Source organism: Psychrobacter pocilloporae (assembly GCF_029872915.1).
Classification (GTDB): Bacteria; Pseudomonadota; Gammaproteobacteria; order Pseudomonadales; family Moraxellaceae; genus Psychrobacter; species Psychrobacter pacificensis.
On record NZ_PGFT01000001.1, the window covers coordinates 259,254 to 277,090 of the forward strand.

16 protein-coding genes and 2 tRNA genes are annotated in these 17,837 nt (G+C 42.4%); 14 read left to right on the forward strand and 4 right to left on the reverse strand.

All coding sequences use genetic code 11. The features are described 5' to 3' along the window. The first annotated feature begins 156 nt into the window (after positions 1-156). Positions 157-927 (forward strand): 23S rRNA (guanosine(2251)-2'-O)-methyltransferase RlmB, encoded by a 771-nt coding sequence (gene rlmB, locus CUR83_RS01160; protein ID WP_093069689.1) that lies wholly within the window; start codon positions 157-159, stop codon positions 925-927. Here rlmB and coaE read toward each other — a convergent pair. From coaE to pilB, 4 genes are all read right to left on the reverse strand, one after another. Further along, positions 890-1,576, reverse strand: coding sequence for a dephospho-CoA kinase (gene coaE / locus CUR83_RS01165; protein ID WP_093069692.1), 687 nt, complete (start codon positions 1,574-1,576; stop codon positions 890-892). The genes rlmB and coaE overlap by 38 nt on opposite strands. A 103-nt stretch (positions 1,577-1,679) precedes the next feature. Beyond that, positions 1,680-2,582 (reverse strand): prepilin peptidase, encoded by a 903-nt coding sequence (locus CUR83_RS01170; RefSeq protein ID WP_093069694.1) that lies wholly within the window; start codon positions 2,580-2,582, stop codon positions 1,680-1,682. A gap of 7 nt (positions 2,583-2,589) precedes the next feature. After that, the gene (locus tag CUR83_RS01175) at positions 2,590-3,813 is read right to left on the reverse strand and encodes a type II secretion system F family protein (protein WP_252962706.1); all 1,224 of its coding nucleotides are present in this window, start codon (positions 3,811-3,813) and stop codon (positions 2,590-2,592) included. Positions 3,814-4,033: 220 nt separating this feature from the next. Next, positions 4,034-5,749, reverse strand: a complete 1,716-nt coding sequence (gene pilB / locus CUR83_RS01180; protein WP_284718904.1) for a type IV-A pilus assembly ATPase PilB — start codon at positions 5,747-5,749, stop codon at positions 4,034-4,036. Between the two features lie 667 nt (positions 5,750-6,416). Here pilB and tpiA point away from each other — a divergent pair. From tpiA to rpsO, 13 genes are all read left to right on the forward strand, one after another. Then, positions 6,417-7,229 (forward strand): triose-phosphate isomerase, encoded by an 813-nt coding sequence (gene tpiA / locus CUR83_RS01185; protein ID WP_284718905.1) that lies wholly within the window; start codon positions 6,417-6,419, stop codon positions 7,227-7,229. A gap of 215 nt (positions 7,230-7,444) precedes the next feature. Continuing rightward, on the forward strand, positions 7,445-7,753 hold the full coding sequence (gene secG / locus CUR83_RS01190) for a preprotein translocase subunit SecG (RefSeq protein WP_021814138.1): 309 nt from the start codon (positions 7,445-7,447) through the stop codon (positions 7,751-7,753). A gap of 142 nt (positions 7,754-7,895) precedes the next feature. Next, positions 7,896-7,979, forward strand: a tRNA-Leu gene (locus CUR83_RS01195). A 123-nt stretch (positions 7,980-8,102) separates the two neighbouring features. Then, positions 8,103-8,179, forward strand: a tRNA-Met gene (locus CUR83_RS01200). A gap of 443 nt (positions 8,180-8,622) precedes the next feature. Then, positions 8,623-9,123 (forward strand): ribosome maturation factor RimP, encoded by a 501-nt coding sequence (gene rimP / locus CUR83_RS01205; protein ID WP_093069703.1) that lies wholly within the window; start codon positions 8,623-8,625, stop codon positions 9,121-9,123. A 137-nt stretch (positions 9,124-9,260) separates the two neighbouring features. Continuing rightward, the gene (nusA, locus tag CUR83_RS01210; RefSeq protein WP_223334282.1) at positions 9,261-10,745 is read left to right on the forward strand and encodes a transcription termination factor NusA; all 1,485 of its coding nucleotides are present in this window, start codon (positions 9,261-9,263) and stop codon (positions 10,743-10,745) included. Between the two features lie 151 nt (positions 10,746-10,896). Further along, a complete protein-coding gene (gene infB, locus CUR83_RS01215) occupies positions 10,897-13,632 on the forward strand; it encodes a translation initiation factor IF-2 (RefSeq protein WP_093069708.1) in 2,736 nt (911 codons plus the stop codon). 202 nt (positions 13,633-13,834) lie between these two features. Continuing rightward, positions 13,835-14,224, forward strand: coding sequence for a ribosome-binding factor A (locus CUR83_RS01220; protein ID WP_093069711.1), 390 nt, complete (start codon positions 13,835-13,837; stop codon positions 14,222-14,224). 9 nt (positions 14,225-14,233) lie between these two features. After that, positions 14,234-15,322 (forward strand): tRNA pseudouridine(55) synthase TruB, encoded by a 1,089-nt coding sequence (gene truB / locus CUR83_RS01225; RefSeq protein ID WP_071002601.1) that lies wholly within the window; start codon positions 14,234-14,236, stop codon positions 15,320-15,322. A gap of 335 nt (positions 15,323-15,657) precedes the next feature. After that, on the forward strand, positions 15,658-16,182 hold the full coding sequence (locus CUR83_RS01230) for a type 1 glutamine amidotransferase domain-containing protein (protein WP_071002600.1): 525 nt from the start codon (positions 15,658-15,660) through the stop codon (positions 16,180-16,182). Between the two features lie 92 nt (positions 16,183-16,274). After that, complete coding sequence (locus CUR83_RS01235) at positions 16,275-16,436, forward strand: hypothetical protein (protein WP_156770984.1); 162 nt, start codon at positions 16,275-16,277, stop codon at positions 16,434-16,436. A gap of 126 nt (positions 16,437-16,562) precedes the next feature. Further along, positions 16,563-16,739 carry a hypothetical protein gene (locus CUR83_RS01240; protein WP_167669387.1) on the forward strand — a complete coding sequence of 59 codons (177 nt, stop codon included), beginning with the start codon at positions 16,563-16,565 and terminating at the stop codon, positions 16,737-16,739. A gap of 374 nt (positions 16,740-17,113) precedes the next feature. Then, on the forward strand, positions 17,114-17,380 hold the full coding sequence (rpsO, locus tag CUR83_RS01245; protein ID WP_058023603.1) for a 30S ribosomal protein S15: 267 nt from the start codon (positions 17,114-17,116) through the stop codon (positions 17,378-17,380). The last annotated feature ends 457 nt before the right edge of the window (positions 17,381-17,837 follow it).

Genomic DNA, 17,837 nt, shown 5'->3' on the forward strand with positions numbered 1-17,837 from the left:
ACAATAAACAATATCAGATTGGTATTGTTTATTTCTGTTTTTAGTGCTGACTTAATCGCTCCCTCATTGCCAACGAGTTGCAGTGCTCAATGCCAATGACATTCTTCTTATTCCATCGCTTAGCGCGATATCCACCTAATACTTAATAGGCCTGTTATGGCAAAACCCATTTATTTTTACGGCATTCATGCCATTGATGCGTTACTTAAACACCGCCCTTTGGATGGTCTTAGCTTGTTTGTGCAACAGGGACGCGAGAGTGACAGCCATGTACAAGCCATTATGGCTGAGGCGGAAGCTAATGGTATCAGTATCCAGCCGACCCAAAAAGATAAGCTGACACAGCTATGTGGTAGCCCGCAGCATCAAGGCGTGGTACTCAATGCTCGTCCGCTAGGTTTTGCTGATGAAGGTCTGCTTGATACCATTATTGGTCGCGAACAGTGCTTATTGTTAGTGCTAGATCAAATCACAGACGCACATAACTTTGGCGCTTGCTTGCGCACAGCCGTAGCAATGGGTGTGGACGCCGTGGTTTGTCCGAAGCACCATGCAGCAAGCCTGACGCCCACAGTCGCTAAAGTATCTGTTGGGGCCGCAGAGATGATGCCGATTATTAGTGTCACCAATTTGGCACGTACACTTTCGCACATCAAAAACGCAGGAGTATTTGTGTTTGGTACGGCGCTCAATGCCGATGCGAAGCCTATCCATGCCGCTGATCTGACTGGCAAAACAGCCATCATTATGGGGTCAGAAGGAGAGGGGATGCGCCGCCTGACAATGGAGAGCTGCGATGAGCTGGTTTATATTCCGATGTCAGGAAACGAGCATGGCAACCTACAAAGCTTAAACGTAAGCGTCGCTACTGGTATGGCACTGTATGAGGTTAATCGCCAGCGAACTTTAGCTGCTGGGCAAGCGTAAGGTACTCTTGGTGTAGGGGTTCTAGCTGTAAGTATAGAGAGGCAAGGTCGCTCTCGTTAAGTATGATATCGTCTGCATGACGATTGCGCTCTTCACGACTGAGCTGGTTGGTCATAATGGCTTTGATTTTTTGAATACTTTGATCATCACGCTGACTGGCACGCGCAAGCTGCGTGTCTTCGGTGGCATCCATTACAAGGATACGTTGGCATAAATTGGCAAGACCTGCTTCTGCTCCCTCAATGAGTAGGGGTGCGGACAATACCACATAAGCTGAGGTACTAGACTCTAACTGTGCTTTGGCTGTCTCACGTATCGCTGGATGCGTGATCGCCTCAAGCTCAATAAGCGCTTCAGGGTTTGCAAATACGTGCGTGCGTACGGCCGCTCTATTCATTGATCCGTCATCATTTAATACCCAATCACCGAATCTTTTTTGGATTTTGCGCAGAGTATCGCTGCCTTTAGTAACGATCTCATGAGCGATCACATCGGCATCGATAATATCGATCCCTTGCTCAGAAAACCAAGCACTAGCAGCGGATTTGCCACTACCGATCCCGCCTGTTAAACCAACGACGAGCGTCTTGTTTTTTGTCTGTAGATTCTGTGGTTGACGCGAATAAGATTGTGCGGCTTTATTTGACATAATGATGGCTTATTTGACAGAGGTAGTAAAAGCAGTGACTAATGAAGAAATTGCTTATCAATAATCGTGACTGTAGATTAGGGGAAAATTTTACTATCAAGACTCAGTAAGTATACATACCAAGATACCAGCTGACGATATCTGAGCCGTATAATAAAGCAACAATGCCTGCGACAGCAATGTAAGGACCAAAGGCAAAAGGCCTGCTCTCACCTTGTTTTTTCATCAAGATTATTCCGACGATCGACCCAAGCAAGGATGATAATAAAATAATTAATGGCAACATCATGGGCCCGAGCCAAGCACCTAATACTGCTAGTAATTTAAAATCACCTTGTCCCATCCCATGTTTCTTAGTGATTAAGTAGAATACTTTAACGACGATCCAGAGTGATAAAAATCCGAAGAGTAAACCCCATATCGACTGCGTTGGTGAGACAAACCAGCCTTGTGAGTTGACGGCCAATCCTAGACCTGCTAGTGGAAAAGTCAGGCGATCGGGTAGTAGCTGCGTATCAAAATCAATACCGGTTAGAGCCACTAGTGTCCACACTAAAACGAGCGCTGACAATCCAGTTGCATTGACACCGAATTTGTAGATCACGAGCACCGATAGTAAAGCGGTTACTAACTCAACTACAGGATACCGCAAACCAATCGCAGCTTTGCAGTTTGAGCAGCGCCCTTTTAGTGCCAGCCAGCTGATTAAGGGTATGTTTTCATACCATCTGATCTTATGAGCGCAATGGGGGCAGCGTGAGGCAGGTCGACTCAAAGTAATGGGTTGGTCAGTAGCCACGACATTCGCTATAGGTAACGTATGCTCGCGTGGCATATCTGCCTGTTCGATCATAAATTGGCTACATTCTTGTCGCCAACCGTAAATCATCATAAGTGGGATACGATGAATCACAACATTTAAAAAACTACCAACACAAAGACCTAACAAACCAAATACGACCAAGGCTAGAGCTATATTTTCTTGTAGTAACTGTATGAATTGCATTAAACCATTATCCTACGACTGAGCCCATTTGGAAGATTGGTAAGTACATCGCAATGACCAGACCACCAACTAATACACCCAGTACAGCCATGATCATAGGTTCCATTAAGCTGGTCAAACCATCAACGGCATTGTCGACTTCGTTTTCGTAGTAGACAGCGACTTTATCGAGCATTTCTTCCAAGCTACCAGACTCTTCGCCGATACCCACCATTTGAATAACGAGACTTGGGAATAAATTGGTTGAACGTATGGAGAACTGTAGTTGCTGACCAGTAGAAACGTCATTTTTGACCTGTTGAGTGGCATTATAAAACACGACATTGTTGGTCGCACCAGCAGTAGAATCTAGCGCATCAATGAGAGGTACACCAGCGGCAAAAGTGGTAGATAGGGTACGAGCAAAGCGCGCAATAATTGCTTGATAAGCAATATTGCCAAAAATTGGTGCTTTTAATACCGCACGGTCTAAAAAGTCACGGAATTTTTTAGAGCGTTTTTTTGCTTCTGAAAATCCGATAATAGCCCCACCGATAAAAATAATTAAAATAAACCACCATGCTTTCATCCACTCAGACATACCCACTACCATTTGAGTAAAAGCAGGTAGCTCTGCGCCAAATGACTCAAATAGGTCTGAAAATACAGGCACGACTTTTATTAGTAGAATCATAGTAACGATAATGGCAACTACGATGACAGCAATCGGATATTTCATTGCTTTCTTAATCTTTGCTTTTAGTAGTTCGCTTTTTTCTTTATAAGTCGCTACACGCTCAAGCATGGTCTCTAGCGCACCCGATTGTTCACCAGATTCGACGAGTGAGCAGAATAGATCATCAAAGTAACGAGGGTGTTTACGTAGGGCGGAAGCAAAGGTGCCACCTGCTTCGATATCAGCTTTGATTTGTAGCACCAAGTCTTTCATACTCGGATTATCAAGCGAATCTGCTACAATTTCAAAAGATTGAGTCAGCGGGACACCTGCTTTCATCATCGTTGCCAATTGTCGCGCAAAAATCGCAATATCAATGGCTTTAATTGGTTTTTTGAAGGTGTAGAGCGGTTTTGGTTTCTTCTTGATACCTTTAACCGTGATCCCTTGCTTGCGTAAAGTTGCTTTGGCTAACTCTAAGCTACGACTAGTGGTTTCGCCTTTCACCTTTTGCCCGCGCCGGTTTACGCCATCATAGACAAAGTCCAACAGCATGTCAGTCTTAGCTTTTGCCATATTACTACCCTCGAAATTGTCTAATATAGATATTGCAAACATAAAGCAGAATACCAGACAAAATTGTTGGCTGGTATACTTTATTTTAGCGCAAAAAACCAGTGCCTATCTGTTTTATTTTTAAGTATATCTATTAGATAGTATTTCTACGTTAGGAGCCTTTAGAAAGAAAAATACTAGAAGATTAATAGCTGCATATACGACTTAATGCTTATGCTACTTATTCAGAAGTAACGCGCATCATTTCTTGAATACTAGTGACACCTTGCAGAACTTTTAAAACCCCAGAACGGCGTAGATCTCGAAAACCATTTTTGAGCGCCGCATCTTTGATATCTATGGCATTGCCATCTTCCATAATGATACGTGAGATGTCGGGGCTGACCTTCATCACCTCATAAATACCTACACGGCCTTTATAACCTTCACGGCACTCATTGCAGCCCACTGGCTCATAAATCACGTTATCTGGATTATCCAAATCTGCATCAGTAAAACCAATCTCTAGCAAACTTTGACGAGGGATATTGATCGGTTTTTTACAGTTCTTGCACAGTCGCCGCGCCAAACGTTGCGCAATGACTAAGTTGACTGACGTTGCAATGTTAAAAGAAGCCACACCCATATTACGCAAACGCGTTAATGTCTCGGGTGCTGAATTGGTATGTAGGGTGGAGAGTACCATATGCCCTGTTTGTGCCGCTTTAATAGCGATCTCGGCAGTCTCCAAGTCACGAATCTCACCAACCATGACAATATCAGGATCTTGACGCAAAAAAGACTTGAGCGCATTAGCAAAGGTTAGGCCGACCTTAGCGTTGACATTGACCTGATTGATACCTTCAAGGTTAATCTCCACAGGGTCTTCGGCGGTTGAAATATTGGTGGCACCAGTGTTTAAGATATTGATACCTGTGTAAAGAGAGACTGTCTTACCAGAACCAGTAGGGCCAGTAATCAGTAGCATACCTTGCGGTTTGTGCAGCGCTTCTAAAAACATCTCCTGCTGATCAGGTTCATACCCTAGCGCATCAATACCAAGCATGGCTGATGAAGGATCTAGGATACGCAAAACGATTTTTTCACCGAATAAGGTTGGTAATGAGTTTACCCGGAAATCGATGGCTTTGGTCTTAGAGATTTTGAGCTTGATACGACCATCTTGTGGTATTCTGCGCTCTGAGATATCCATCTGTGACATGACTTTTAGACGAGCCGCAATTTTACCAGCGAGCTGGACTGGCGGACTGGCCATCTTTTGCATCACGCCATCAACACGAAAACGTACTCGGAAAGATTTTTCGTAAGGCTCAAAGTGCAAATCAGAGGCACCCATGCGAATAGCATCGACCAACATTTTATTAACAAATTTTACAACAGGTGCCTCATCGACCCCATCACTAAGCTTCGTTTCACCGTTATCGTTACCTTCATCACCATCCTCAAAACCAACATTTAAGTCACTGTCAGAGAAGCTGTCAAAGCTCTGCATCGTATCAGCGTAAACGCTTTCGATACGATTTTTTAGCTTGTTTTCTTCAACAACAATGGTTTCAATAGACAAGCGAGAATTAAAGGCAATAGCATCAATAGCATCAACACGAGTTGGATCACTGAGCGCTACAAATAAGCGTTGGCCGCGCTTGAATAATGGCAATGCATTAAACTTACGGACGATTTTTTCATCGACTAAGTCCTTTGGAATGACATCAGTGCTGAGCGCATCGAGATCGAACAAGGGATCGCCAAAGGCTTGTGATAACATTTGAGCAAGGTCATAAGAATCAGCCAGTTTATTGTCTACAAGGTACGGCACCAATCCGATTTTCTGCTCCTGCGACTCAATCTGTGCCGTTTTCATATTTGCTTCGCTAACGACACCATCACTGATGAGCTGCTGCGCTAGACCACCATATTTACTGGTTGTAATAGACATTATGACCTCTCCTTGATAAAGGGTTTGCACACCGCTTTAGAATACAGACTACTATATATGCTTTAATATATTTGCGGTAATGGATGCGTATTTTGATTCAGCAAGTTATTTCTACTTCTTTCGTAATAACTTAGAGAGCATTTAGGGCGTGTTGAACATTCGACCATGGCATTGACAGCGACTATTTTTTAGGCGATTCGATGTTAAAAATAATAAGTTTAGTCATTCTAAGCGCTTATTTTTAACGATGAAGCGGCAAAAAAGAGTCCTGTCCCCTGCTTTTATCGTTGGGGCTGATGCTAAAATTGCCCCATACTGCGTTACAAATCTCGCTAAGGCATCTGCATTATCGTCGCTTTGTGCCTTGTCTGGAACAATTTTAGCGATCAGCAGTGCCTATTTGCGAATGTTCAACACGCCCTAATAATTTTTAATTTCTGTTAGACACAATATACGACTTTACTTTATTTTAGTTTAAAGGCTTTCTACAAATGATTAAACAATCAATACGTCAAAATCTCTGTTTTTAGTTGTCATTTTTGAACATAGGTATTGAAAAGCACCGCTGCTTCTGGCAGTACACTACTATAGCACTTACGAATTATTTGTTATACTGGCGCGCATATTAGCCGAATTGGCGCGAATACATGAGACAAGGTAGATAAGTATGCAAGCTTGGGTAATCGGTAATTGGAAGCAGAATCCAGCAACCAGCCATGATGTTGATGCGCTGTTAAATGACCTGCTGACTAAGGTTGATGCTAAAAATCAAGCTAAAATGCCAACCTCTAGTAGTCAATGCAAATTGATGGTAGCACCAAGCTGTATTCATTTGGCCGCAGTCAGTGCACGCTTAGCAAATACTTCAATAATCAGCGCCGCTCAAGACGTGAGCGCTCATAGTGCAAGCACAGGCGCTTACACCGGAGACTGCTCAGCACAGCAAGTCGCAGATACAGGAGCTACTTGGACGATACTTGGTCACTCTGAACGTCGCCAGTATCATAAAGAATCTCATGACTGTCTAATAAATAAACTGTCTCATGCGTTTTCTCAAAATCTTGGTGTGGTGTTCTGTATCGGCGAAACGCAAGAACAGTATGATAATGGTCAAACACTTGACGTTATCAATGAACAACTCTCAGTGATTAAAGATATGCTTGTTCAGCAACCAGATTTAGCAGCATCGTTATCTGAAAAGCTACTCGTCGCTTACGAACCTGTCTGGGCAATTGGTACAGGTAAAGTACCGACTGTGGCAGAGGTCAGTAAGACTCATCAACACATCAAGCAAACCGTTGCAGGTTTTGCTGATATGGCCGATACAGTCACCGTCTTATACGGTGGTAGCGTCAATGCTGATAATGCTGATAGCTTTGCTGCTGATACTATGATTGATGGCGCATTGGTTGGCGGTGCCTCATTGAAAGCAGATAGCTTTTTAGCGATCGCTGATGCTTTTAGTCAAGCGAATGCTTAATCAAATAAATAACGCTCAGATATCAGTATCATAGCTGATAGACAGTATGGTTTTACCAGTTGGTAAAAGTAGGTTTAACAGTACCCTTGCAATCATGTACAATGCGCCTTATTTATATAATCGATTTGGTATCATGAGATGCTAGTCATTATTTTTATTAACCTTACGTTTTATTTTCCGTTATCAGTCGTCATTACGCGGCAAAAGAGGCCACCATGTTTACGTTTATATTAGCCCTGCATATTATCGTGGCCATTGCCATGATCGGCTTGATTTTGATACAGCATGGTAAAGGGGCAGATGCTGGGGCTTCTTTTGGTGCCGGCTCATCAGGTACTGTATTTGGTGCAGCGGGAACTGCCAACTTTTTGACGCGTGCGACTGCAGTACTAACGGTCATATTCTTTATTACGAGTATGACGCTGGCGGTGCATGCGCGTAAGCAGGCCGAAGACCAGTTTCGTCTAGACGCGCCAGTGTCAGCACCGCAAACGCCGCGTCCATTGACACAAAATCCTGAATAAGTGGCTTTTGAGTAGTCAGTGCTTGCTATTTTGGTAGGTTACATTTACAATGCTTTTCTGTTTTCGCAAGTCCTTATCTATTAATGCCTACCTTACGCATTATATATAGTAGATAGGAAGTTAGAAAACAGAGTAGTAAAATGCGATTGTGGTGGAATTGGTAGACACGCCATCTTGAGGGGGTGGTGGCGCAAGCCGTGGGGGTTCAAGTCCCCCAATCGCACCAAGTTTTATAGACGTAGCATAGCGTCAGGTTGGATTTTTAGTAGTAATCACTTGATTTATAATTATTTTAAATAAAGTGTTGACACTTCTACATTATCTCACTATAATATGCGTTCTAGATTGATGCGGGGTGGAGCAGTCTGGTAGCTCGTCGGGCTCATAACCCGAAGGTCGTTGGTTCAAATCCAGCCCCCGCTACCACTTTTTATACTGATGTTTTGCACACTAAATTTGTCAGTACCGATTAACCCACCATAATGTTTGTGGGTTTTTTTGTATCTGAAGGTCAGTGTTATCGCGGTATCTATCCTACTTATGTTAAGCTCTAGGTCTATAGAGTACGATATTACTCGTCACTGGTCATCATCGGCCGCCACTGGCACGATGCTCCTTAAGCAACACTATCTTTTATTCCTCACGCTTTTATCGATAGTAGTGCTTTATAACTAATAAAAGCATTGTTTGGCTGAGCTTGATGTTTTTTAGGCTCGCCCCTATATAAACGCACAATACCTGTTATATGTTTGTGGTTTACCATTATATAATGACCGTAATTCTTACTATATATAAGTACGAAAAGAGCAAAGCTTTGATACGGTTTACTGAGTACGATAGATAAGCGAATAGGAAAATACAAAGAGATTATGAAGCTTTCGACTAAAGTTGCAGAACTGACTAATATTATTGCCCCTGCTGTGGCCGCTTGCGATGTGTCGCTATGGGGTATAGAATTTGCGCCACAAGGCCGTCGCTCTTTATTGCGTATTTATATTGAGGCATTGCCAGAAGACCAAGCCCAAGATAAGCACGTTACTATCGAAGACTGTGCCGCAGTGAACCATCAAGTAAGCGGTATCTTAGAAGTTCATGATCCTATCGCTGGTGAATATATTTTAGAAGTGTCTTCACCTGGTTTTGACCGTGCATTTTTCTCAGATGAGCAGATGCATGCCTATGTGGGTCAAACAGTAAGCTTGCGTTTGATTCAAGCTATCGGCACAGGTGATCAAAAACGTCGTAAAGCAACAGGTACATTAGATAGTATCGATGATAAAGTTTTAAAACTGACGTCAAGCGATGGTGAGCAGTTTGAGATTGCATTAAGTAATATTGATAAAGCCAACTTAGTTTACGAAGATGCCTAACGACATATTATTAGGCAGCTGCTCATAGATCAGCAGTGTCATCTTCAAATAGCTTATGTGGCTTATAGTAACTATATAATAGCAACACCCAAATTATAAAATTTAAGTCAATTAAAAAATGATAGGACAGGTATAGCATGAGTCGTGAAATCTTAACGGTAGTAGAAACTGTCAGTAATGAAAAGGGCTTAAATCCTGAAGACATCTTTGAAGCCATAGAAGACGCTTTGGTGGTATCGACCAAGAAAAAAGTATATACCGAGCAGCCAGAAGTGGCTGTGCGAGTAGCTATTGACCGTGCAACTGGCGATTATGACACTTATCGTTATTGGACAGTGGTTGCAGATGAAGACCATGAAATGCCTGCTTGTCAGCTTGCTATCACAGATCTTGATCAAGAAGAATGGTCAATTGGTGATATCAAAGAAGAGCAAATCGAATCGATTGAATTTGGTCGTATTGCAGCCACTCAAGCAAAGCAGGTCATCATCCAAAAAATCCGTGAAGCTGAGCGCGCACTTGTGGCAGACGCTTTTGAGCCGCGTGTTGGTGAAATGATGTATGGCGAAGTCAAGAAACAGACACGTGATGGCTATATCATCGACTTAGGCGACAATGCTGAAGGCTACTTGTCACGCGATCAAATGTTGCCACGTGAGCAGCTACGTGCAAAATCGCGTATCAACGCCATTTTATATCATGTAAACCGTGAAAACCGCGGTGCACAGCTGTTGCTATCTCGCACGCATCCTGAAATGCTATCAGCATTGATGCAAAAAGAAGTACCTGAGATTGCAGAACAAATTATCGAAATCCGTAACGTCGCTCGCTTGCCGGGCACCCGTGCTAAAATAGCCGTGAAGACCAACGATCATCGGATTGATCCTGTTGGGGCTTGTATTGGTATGCGTGGTACACGTATCCAAGCAGTACAGCAAGAGCTAGATGGTGAGCGTATCGATGTTGTGGTTTGGTCAGATGATCCAGCTCAATTCATCATCAGCTCTTTAGAACCAGCTGATGTCAGCAGCATCATCTTAGATGAAGACACTCAAACAGCAGATATTATCTTTAGCACCAACGATCAACTGGCACGCGCGATTGGCTCACAAGGCCAAAACGTACGCTTGGCCTCTGAGTTGACTGGCTATAAGCTGAATATGATGCTCGAAGAAGAGTACAAACAGCGTCAAGAAAACGAATCAAAAGCATTTATTGAATTATTTTATGATCGCCTAGAAGTTGATCAAGATCTAGCGCAGGCGCTGGTTGATATTGGTTTTACCAGTATCGAAGAAGTGGCCTATGTGCCAGTCGATACCTTCTATGACATTGAAGGGTTAGACGATGAAGCAATCGACATGATTCAAGAACGTGCTAAAGACGTCGTCATTGCTGATGAGCTGGTCAAACAACAGAACATGAAAGAGCCAAGTCAAGAGCTCCAAGAGCTTGAAGGTATGACAGTCAGCTGGGCCTATAAAATGGCACAAAAAGATATTATTACCGTGGATGATTTAGCAGAACAAGCCGTCTTCGATCTAGAAGATATCGAAGGATTAGACTCCGAAACTGCAGGAAAACTCATCATGAAAGCTCGGGAATCTTGGTTCGATGAATAAGCGGTAACTGCATATCGCTGTCTTTTGGTGATATGCTATTGAGAATAAAGTGCTGGTGTCTACATACTGTAAATACTGGCCTTAACCCAATCATTTGTAGCCAACAACTGAATTGAACATATAGCAAATAATAGACAGTAGGTGATAATAAATGGCAGATAAGACCGTCAAAGAACTGGCAGAAATGGTAGGCAAAACTACAAGTGCTGTAAAGCAGCAATTAGTAGATGCTGGCCTGCCTGCTCGCGCAGAGGATGACCTAGTCACCGAGTTTGAGCAAGAGAAGTTGGTGACGTATTTAAAACAAAGTCATGGTCAAAACGAAAAGCGTCGTATTAGTCTCAAATCTAAGACAACGAGTACCGCTCGTGTGACTGGCTCTTCGGGTAAATCTAAGAGCGTTAATGTTGAAGTACGCAAAAAGAAAGTATTTGAGAAGCCGGATCCAAAGAAAATAGCTGAAGAATTAGCCGCGCGAGAGCAGGCTCTCATTGAATCTCAAGAGCGTGCTGCTAAAGAAGCAGAAGAACGTGCTGCGACCAAGAAAAAAGCAGAAGAGCGCCAAGCGGCAACTTTAGCTGCAATGCGTGCAAGCTTAGGCTCTAGCAAAAAATCAGACGACAAAAACGATGATATTTCTACGTCAGTTGTCGTTAAAAAAGGCGGTAAAGCGAGCAAAGCCACCGTTGAAGTCAAGCCTAAAGAGCAGCCGAAGAAAAAGGTTACTGCTACTAAACCTAAAGTTGAGACAGCTGCTGAGCGTAAAGCTCGCGAAACTCGTGAGAAAGAAGAAGCGCGTCTACGTGAAATCGAATTAGAAACTCGCCGTACTCAAGCAGAAGAAGCGCAAAAGCGTACGCTTGAGCAAATGCGTAAAATGGCTGGTAAATATACCGATCGTGAGCCTGTTGCCGAAGTGCGTAAAGATGAACCATTGGCTGAAGGCCTGGTCGGTGATGCATTAGAAGAGTCATTTGAAAAAGAACGTCGCGAAATCAAACGCGGTGCAAACAGCACGGGTGCTCGTGGTCGTCGTCGTAAAAATCAAGATGAGCGTGAAATCAAAAACCGTAAAAACGGTTTGCGTTCAACGCAAGCCTCACAACATAAGTTTGAAAAACCTGTCGAAAAAATCGTCTATGACGTCGAAATCAGTGAGCACATCACTGTTGCAGATCTTGCGCAGCGTATGGCAGTCAAGGCTCGTGAAGTCATTAAGTTACTGATGAAAATGGGTGAAATCGCTCGCGAATCAGACACCATCGATCAAGCGACAGCAAGTCTGATCGTTGAAGAGATGGGTCACAACCCTGTCCTTGTCAGTGATACCAAGGTCGAAGACGATCTACAAGATGCTGTCGATGAGCGCAGCAGTAACGTGCAAACCCGTCCGCCAGTAGTGACGATCATGGGTCACGTTGACCATGGTAAGACCTCATTGCTTGATAAGATTCGCGAGACCAAAGTAGCGACTGGCGAAGCAGGTGGTATTACTCAGCATATCGGTGCTTATCACGTAGAAACCGATCGTGGTGTTATCACTTTCCTTGATACTCCAGGTCACGCAGCGTTTAGCGCAATGCGCTCACGCGGTGCTCAGGCAACTGATATTGTTGTACTTGTCGTCGCAGCTGATGATGGCATGATGCCACAAACGGCAGAAGCGATTGATCATGCACGTGCTGCTGGTACGCCAATCATTGTTGCTATTAATAAAATGGATAAGCCAAGTGCTGATCCTGACCGTGTTCTCAATGAATTGACTACCAAAGAAGTCGTCACAGAAGAATGGGGTGGCGACACACCAATGGCACGTATTTCAGCCAAGACAGGCGAAGGTATCGACGACTTACTAGAGTTTATTAGCTTGCAAGCTGAGTTAATGGAGTTAGAGGCGCCACTAGACGGTGCTGCACAAGGTGTGGTTATTGAATCAAGACTCGAAAAAGGTCGTGGCCCTGTGGTTAGTGTTCTAGTTAAGAAAGGCACGTTGAAACAAGGCGACTTGGTTCTAGCTGGTGAGCACTATGGTAAAGTACGTGCACTAACTGACGAGAATGGTCAACGTGTTAAATCAGCTGGCCCTTCTATTCCTGTAGAGATTTTAGGTCTGCCTGAAACACCTGCGGCTGGTAGTGAATTCTTAGTAGTAACGGACGAGAAAAAAGCGCGCGAAGTTGCGGCCTTTAGAACTAACCGTGAGCGTGAGCGCCAACTTGAGCGTCAAAATGCCATGCGTTTAGAAAGCATGTTCGATCAGATGGGTCAAGGCGATGTGTCATTCTTGAACATTGTATTGAAGACAGACGTACGTGGTTCACTTGAAGCACTACTAGCTGCCCTAAATGAATTGTCTACTGATGAAGTAAAAGTCAGAGTTATCAGTTCAGGTGTTGGTCCTATCTCTGAGTCTGACGTAACACTTGCAGAATCTAGCGAAGCGGTATTGTTAGGCTTTAACGTCCGTGCAGATGCCACCGCACGCCGTAAAGCAGATACAGCTAACATGGATATTCGTTACTATAGTGTCATCTATGGTTTGATTGATGATGTGAAATCTGCAATGAGTGGTATGCTTGCTCCTGAACATCGTGAGAAAATCTTGGGTGTTGCAGAAGTTCGTGAAGTATTCCGCTCTAGTAAGTTTGGTGCGGCTGCTGGTTGTATGGTGGTTGAAGGTACAATCTATCGCAACAAACCTATCCGCGTATTGCGTGATGACCAAGTCATCTTTACTGGTCAATTGCAATCATTACGTCGTTATAAAGAAGACGTCAATGAAGTACGTACTGGTATGGAATGTGGTCTGGCCGTTCGTGGCTATGATGTCGAAGCTGGCGATAAGATCGAAGTCTTTGAAATTCAAGAGTTCGCCCGTACTATCTAAAGCCGCTGTTCGATAACAGAGTATGTAGCAATGCAATATGCCAAATGTGCTGAGCATGCTAGATACTCTGTCGATATTCAGCTGTACTTAGGCCTATCAGGTACACCCTGCTAGGCCTTTTTTAGCAAATATCATTACTACATTTTTTAGCAAACAGTTCTATATATTAATAACAATAGACCCATTAAAGTAAGGTAACAACATGAACCAACGTTTACAACGCTTATCCGATCAGATCCAGCGTGAGCTTGCTGTTCTTATTCGTGATGAAGTCAATGATCCTCGTCTGACAGGTTTTGTCACAATCTCCAGTGTCAAAGTGAGCCCAGATTTAGGCTATGCAGATATCTATGTCACTATCATGGAGCCTGAGCTCAATGATGCCATGACTAAGACCAATCACGTAGAAAGCGTCAAAGTACTGAATAAAGCAGCAGGGTTTTTGCGTACTGAGCTGAGCCATAGCCTAAAAACACGTACTACGCCGCGCCTACGCTTTCACTATGATGAAGTGACTGCTCGTGGTAACTACATGATGGACTTGATTAATAAAGCCGTCAACAAAACTGAGCAAAACGAGAATGACGAGTAAGTTATTATTATGTCTATAACGTCTAAGCAACCTGATAAAAAAGCCAGCAAAGCACCTGAAAAAATAAAAGTTTCAGGGGTTATCTTGGTGGACAAACCCAAAGGTATGACTTCACAGCAAGTTGTGTCGAAAGTGAAGTATTTGTTTAAGTCACCGATACACGATAGCAAAAAGGCTGGTCATACTGGTACGCTTGATCCGATGGCAACTGGTTTATTGCCGATTTGCCTAGGCGAAGCGACCAAGTTTAGTCATTATCAACTGGATGCTGACAAGTCTTATCAAGCAACGATTTTGCTTGGTAGTCAAACCGATACGGGTGATGCAGACGGTCAAGTGGTGGCACAATCATCTATTCCAACATTTGATGATGTTTCATTGGCTACTATCGCACAGCAATTTCTGGGCCCTCAGCAGCAGATACCACCGATGTATTCAGCATTAAAAAAAGATGGCAAAAAACTGTATGAGTATGCCCGCGCTGGTATTGAAATTGATAGGCCACCGAGAGATATCATTATTAAGGCGATTGAGCTGCATGCGATTGATGATATACAGATTTGTTTGACAGTCACTTGTACCAAAGGGACTTACGTACGCGTATTAGCAGAGGATATTGCAAAAAAGCTAGGAACGCTTGGACATTTAACGGCATTGCGTCGCACGCAAGTCGGTAATTTTAGTATTGATGATTCTATTGCACTATCGGCTTTAGAAGACAAAGACTTAGATAGCCGACACTCTCAGTTATTGCCTGTCGATGCGTGTATTGATATCGATGCTGAGTTGGTACTGACCGAAGAACAGTGCGCGCGCGTACATATGGGACAGCGCTTAAACGTATCCGATAGCTTGATAGGTAAGCTTAGAGATTATGTTGCAAGCAATGCTGCTCATCAAATATCCCATGCCAGTGAAGCAGAAACCAATATTGCTGGTTCTGATATCGGTACTGAAGACAGCATGGACATCTCGCAGCCTTTACAGCACGAGTTAGCTGTTGATATACGCTTGCTAAATGAGCAAGGAGCATTTCTTGGATTGGGCGCCATTAGCCTCAATGGACGCTTACAGCCCAAAAAGCTTATCCAACGTTGAGGCTGTATTAATAAATGCTGATCAGTAGGCAACGGTTTTTGTCTGCTTTACTAATGGTTTACACTAATCACATACCGTCACATTTTATTGCAGGTTTCGCCTATGGTGAAACCTGTTTTTTTTATACAGTGTATATACCAGTTAAGGACAGCTGCATAAAATGAAAATGGACGACAATAATAACCAAAAAATAGAATTATAACCAAGGACATTTTCTAATAAGTATAAAACCAGTCAAGGGAAGACTATTAACGATGTATAACATTAATGAATGATAAAAATATTAAAACAAATGAATTAATACAAACTCAATGCTAAATACAAAAGGAAATATTATGAAAACGATCGCTTTTTTACTACACAATAACTTCGAGCAAGCAGAATATGAAGATGTGAATAACCAGCTAAAAAACAAAGGTTATAAGACGCTACTGATCACTACGAACGATGCTAAAGAAGTCCAAGCCATGCAGCAGGATGTAAATAAAGGTGATACCTTTACTGCTGATATCTTCGTAAAAGATGCAAATGTTTCCGATTATGATGCATTGGTATTGCCAGGTGGTACAGTGAACGCTGATACTATTCGTGGTAACAAAGACGCTCATAAGGTTATCAATGCCATTAACGACGCAGGTAAACCATTAGCTGTGATTTGTCATGCACCTTGGGCACTTATCAACACGGGCATTGCTAAAGGCAAAACACTAACCGCCTATCATACGCTGCAAACCGATCTAGAAAATGCTGGTGCGACGTACGTCGATAAGACTGTACAAGTCGATGGCAATTTAATTACTTCACGTAATCCAGATGATATCAGTAATTTTGTCGATGCTATCGACAAAGCATTGTCTTAAATTTTGCTTTATTTATTGAAAGATGAAAAATTAAAAATTCTCAACTATTTATAATTACAATTAAAGATATAATTACAATTAAGGAAAATATTATGTCTAACTCTAACCCAAATGATACTGAACTTGAGCAACAACGTGCTGAATCGGCAACGGCCGCTCTTAAGAGTCAAACTGAAGACAACCATACTGAAAACAGCGAAGCAGCAGCAGACCGCATTGCTAGTAATGTAAAAGATGCTAAAGAAGACAAATAGTATCTTTGTGTGTCATTCAGCCTAGAATGGTACAGCTGCATTTGGCTTTAGCTTAGTAGCAATAATTATTTTAGTATTGGTAACTGTAAAATAGATATTTTGAAAAATAATAATGTAGGAGCTAACATGAGTAACTCAACAGATAATATGGATGCGCAAGAAAAAAAAATTCAGCAATTATCAGAAGACATTGATCCTGGTGAGGATGCTACTCCTGATAGTTTGGCAGAAGCCACCACAGCGTCACCACTTGACGATGACGAGCTAGGTGGCAATGCAACACAAGATGATATTAACAAATAAGCAAACATTGTCATCTGTTGATAAACTGTCCTCCCATTAAGGCCAGATCTAAATTTACAAGTTTTATGAAAAACTGCTGATAGTTCAGCAGTTTTTTGTTATAATTGCCCTCACATTTAAATCAGGTTTTGAATAATGTATGTTAGTTAGATCCACACCTTAACTAGGTGTTGACGTTGATAAATATAATGCATACGTTCAAACGTGTTAAATGGTCGTTATCTTTAACTGAATTTGTCGTACACTAGGTCAACTCTAGTAATGCAGGGTTGTCCTGAATGGCGCGCAAGTTATTTTATTTACTATTCTACTGCTTTTAATCTGACTCAAATTGTAGTCCGTTTTTAAAGTTTTTAGCATTGCCGGAGATATTTATGCTAACTAATACCGATCGTGAACAAATCATCGCTCAATACCAACGTGGCGAAAACGACACTGGCTCCCCAGAAGTTCAAGTAGCTTTGTTGAGCGCTCGTATCAACGATTTGCAGAATCATTTCAAAGAACATAAAGCTGACCATCATAGCCGTCGCGGTCTTATCCGTATGGTTAACACGCGTCGCAAATTGCTTGATTACCTAAAAGGTAAAGATCTTGGTCGCTACACCACTCTTATCAGTCAGTTAGGTCTACGTCGCTAATCTAACGACAATAATACGAGTGGGTGGTAAAACAAAGGACGCCATTATATGGCAGAATCTTAAAATTTTTGCTAACCGCTTGGAACTTGTTTGTTGTTATCGATAAAATAGATTTTTCTAAAAACGGTGTGGAATAGTTTCACGCCGTTTTTTTATGCTTATTCATTTTGAAAGCTATGTTTAGATAGCACCATTTGTCTAAAACACATCAATGTCGACAAACATCAGCTACCAAAAATAATGATAATGATGCTGATTGGGCGTTAAAATCAGTATTTCCTATCGATAACGGCTCTGTTCTGCAATTAATTGGTCAATGGCTATAAATCACTGTAAAATAATGCCTTGTGAGTTCGATAGTATATCTACTGAATATATAGCGACTACTGATAAAGTACTTGTCTCTTAGCTTACTGCGTAAATAGCTGATTCTTGAGAGCGTAGACATAGCCTGGAC

Coding starts and splice junctions, on each gene's coding strand:
- tpiA (WP_284718905.1), top strand. CDS start 6,417: ATGCAAGCTTGGGTAATCGGTAATTGGAAGCAGAATCCAGCAACCAGC.
- nusA (WP_223334282.1), top strand. CDS start 9,261: ATGAGTCGTGAAATCTTAACGGTAGTAGAAACTGTCAGTAATGAAAAG.
- rpsO (WP_058023603.1), top strand. CDS start 17,114: ATGCTAACTAATACCGATCGTGAACAAATCATCGCTCAATACCAACGT.
- CUR83_RS01170 (WP_093069694.1), bottom strand. CDS start 2,582: ATGCAATTCATACAGTTACTACAAGAAAATATAGCTCTAGCCTTGGTC.
- CUR83_RS01175 (WP_252962706.1), bottom strand. CDS start 3,813: ATGGCAAAAGCTAAGACTGACATGCTGTTGGACTTTGTCTATGATGGC.
- secG (WP_021814138.1), top strand. CDS start 7,445: ATGTTTACGTTTATATTAGCCCTGCATATTATCGTGGCCATTGCCATG.
- rimP (WP_093069703.1), top strand. CDS start 8,623: ATGAAGCTTTCGACTAAAGTTGCAGAACTGACTAATATTATTGCCCCT.
- infB (WP_093069708.1), top strand. CDS start 10,897: ATGGCAGATAAGACCGTCAAAGAACTGGCAGAAATGGTAGGCAAAACT.
- CUR83_RS01240 (WP_167669387.1), top strand. CDS start 16,563: ATGAGTAACTCAACAGATAATATGGATGCGCAAGAAAAAAAAATTCAG.
- truB (WP_071002601.1), top strand. CDS start 14,234: ATGTCTATAACGTCTAAGCAACCTGATAAAAAAGCCAGCAAAGCACCT.
- CUR83_RS01235 (WP_156770984.1), top strand. CDS start 16,275: ATGTCTAACTCTAACCCAAATGATACTGAACTTGAGCAACAACGTGCT.
- coaE (WP_093069692.1), bottom strand. CDS start 1,576: ATGTCAAATAAAGCCGCACAATCTTATTCGCGTCAACCACAGAATCTA.
- pilB (WP_284718904.1), bottom strand. CDS start 5,749: ATGTCTATTACAACCAGTAAATATGGTGGTCTAGCGCAGCAGCTCATC.
- rlmB (WP_093069689.1), top strand. CDS start 157: ATGGCAAAACCCATTTATTTTTACGGCATTCATGCCATTGATGCGTTA.
- CUR83_RS01220 (WP_093069711.1), top strand. CDS start 13,835: ATGAACCAACGTTTACAACGCTTATCCGATCAGATCCAGCGTGAGCTT.
- CUR83_RS01230 (WP_071002600.1), top strand. CDS start 15,658: ATGAAAACGATCGCTTTTTTACTACACAATAACTTCGAGCAAGCAGAA.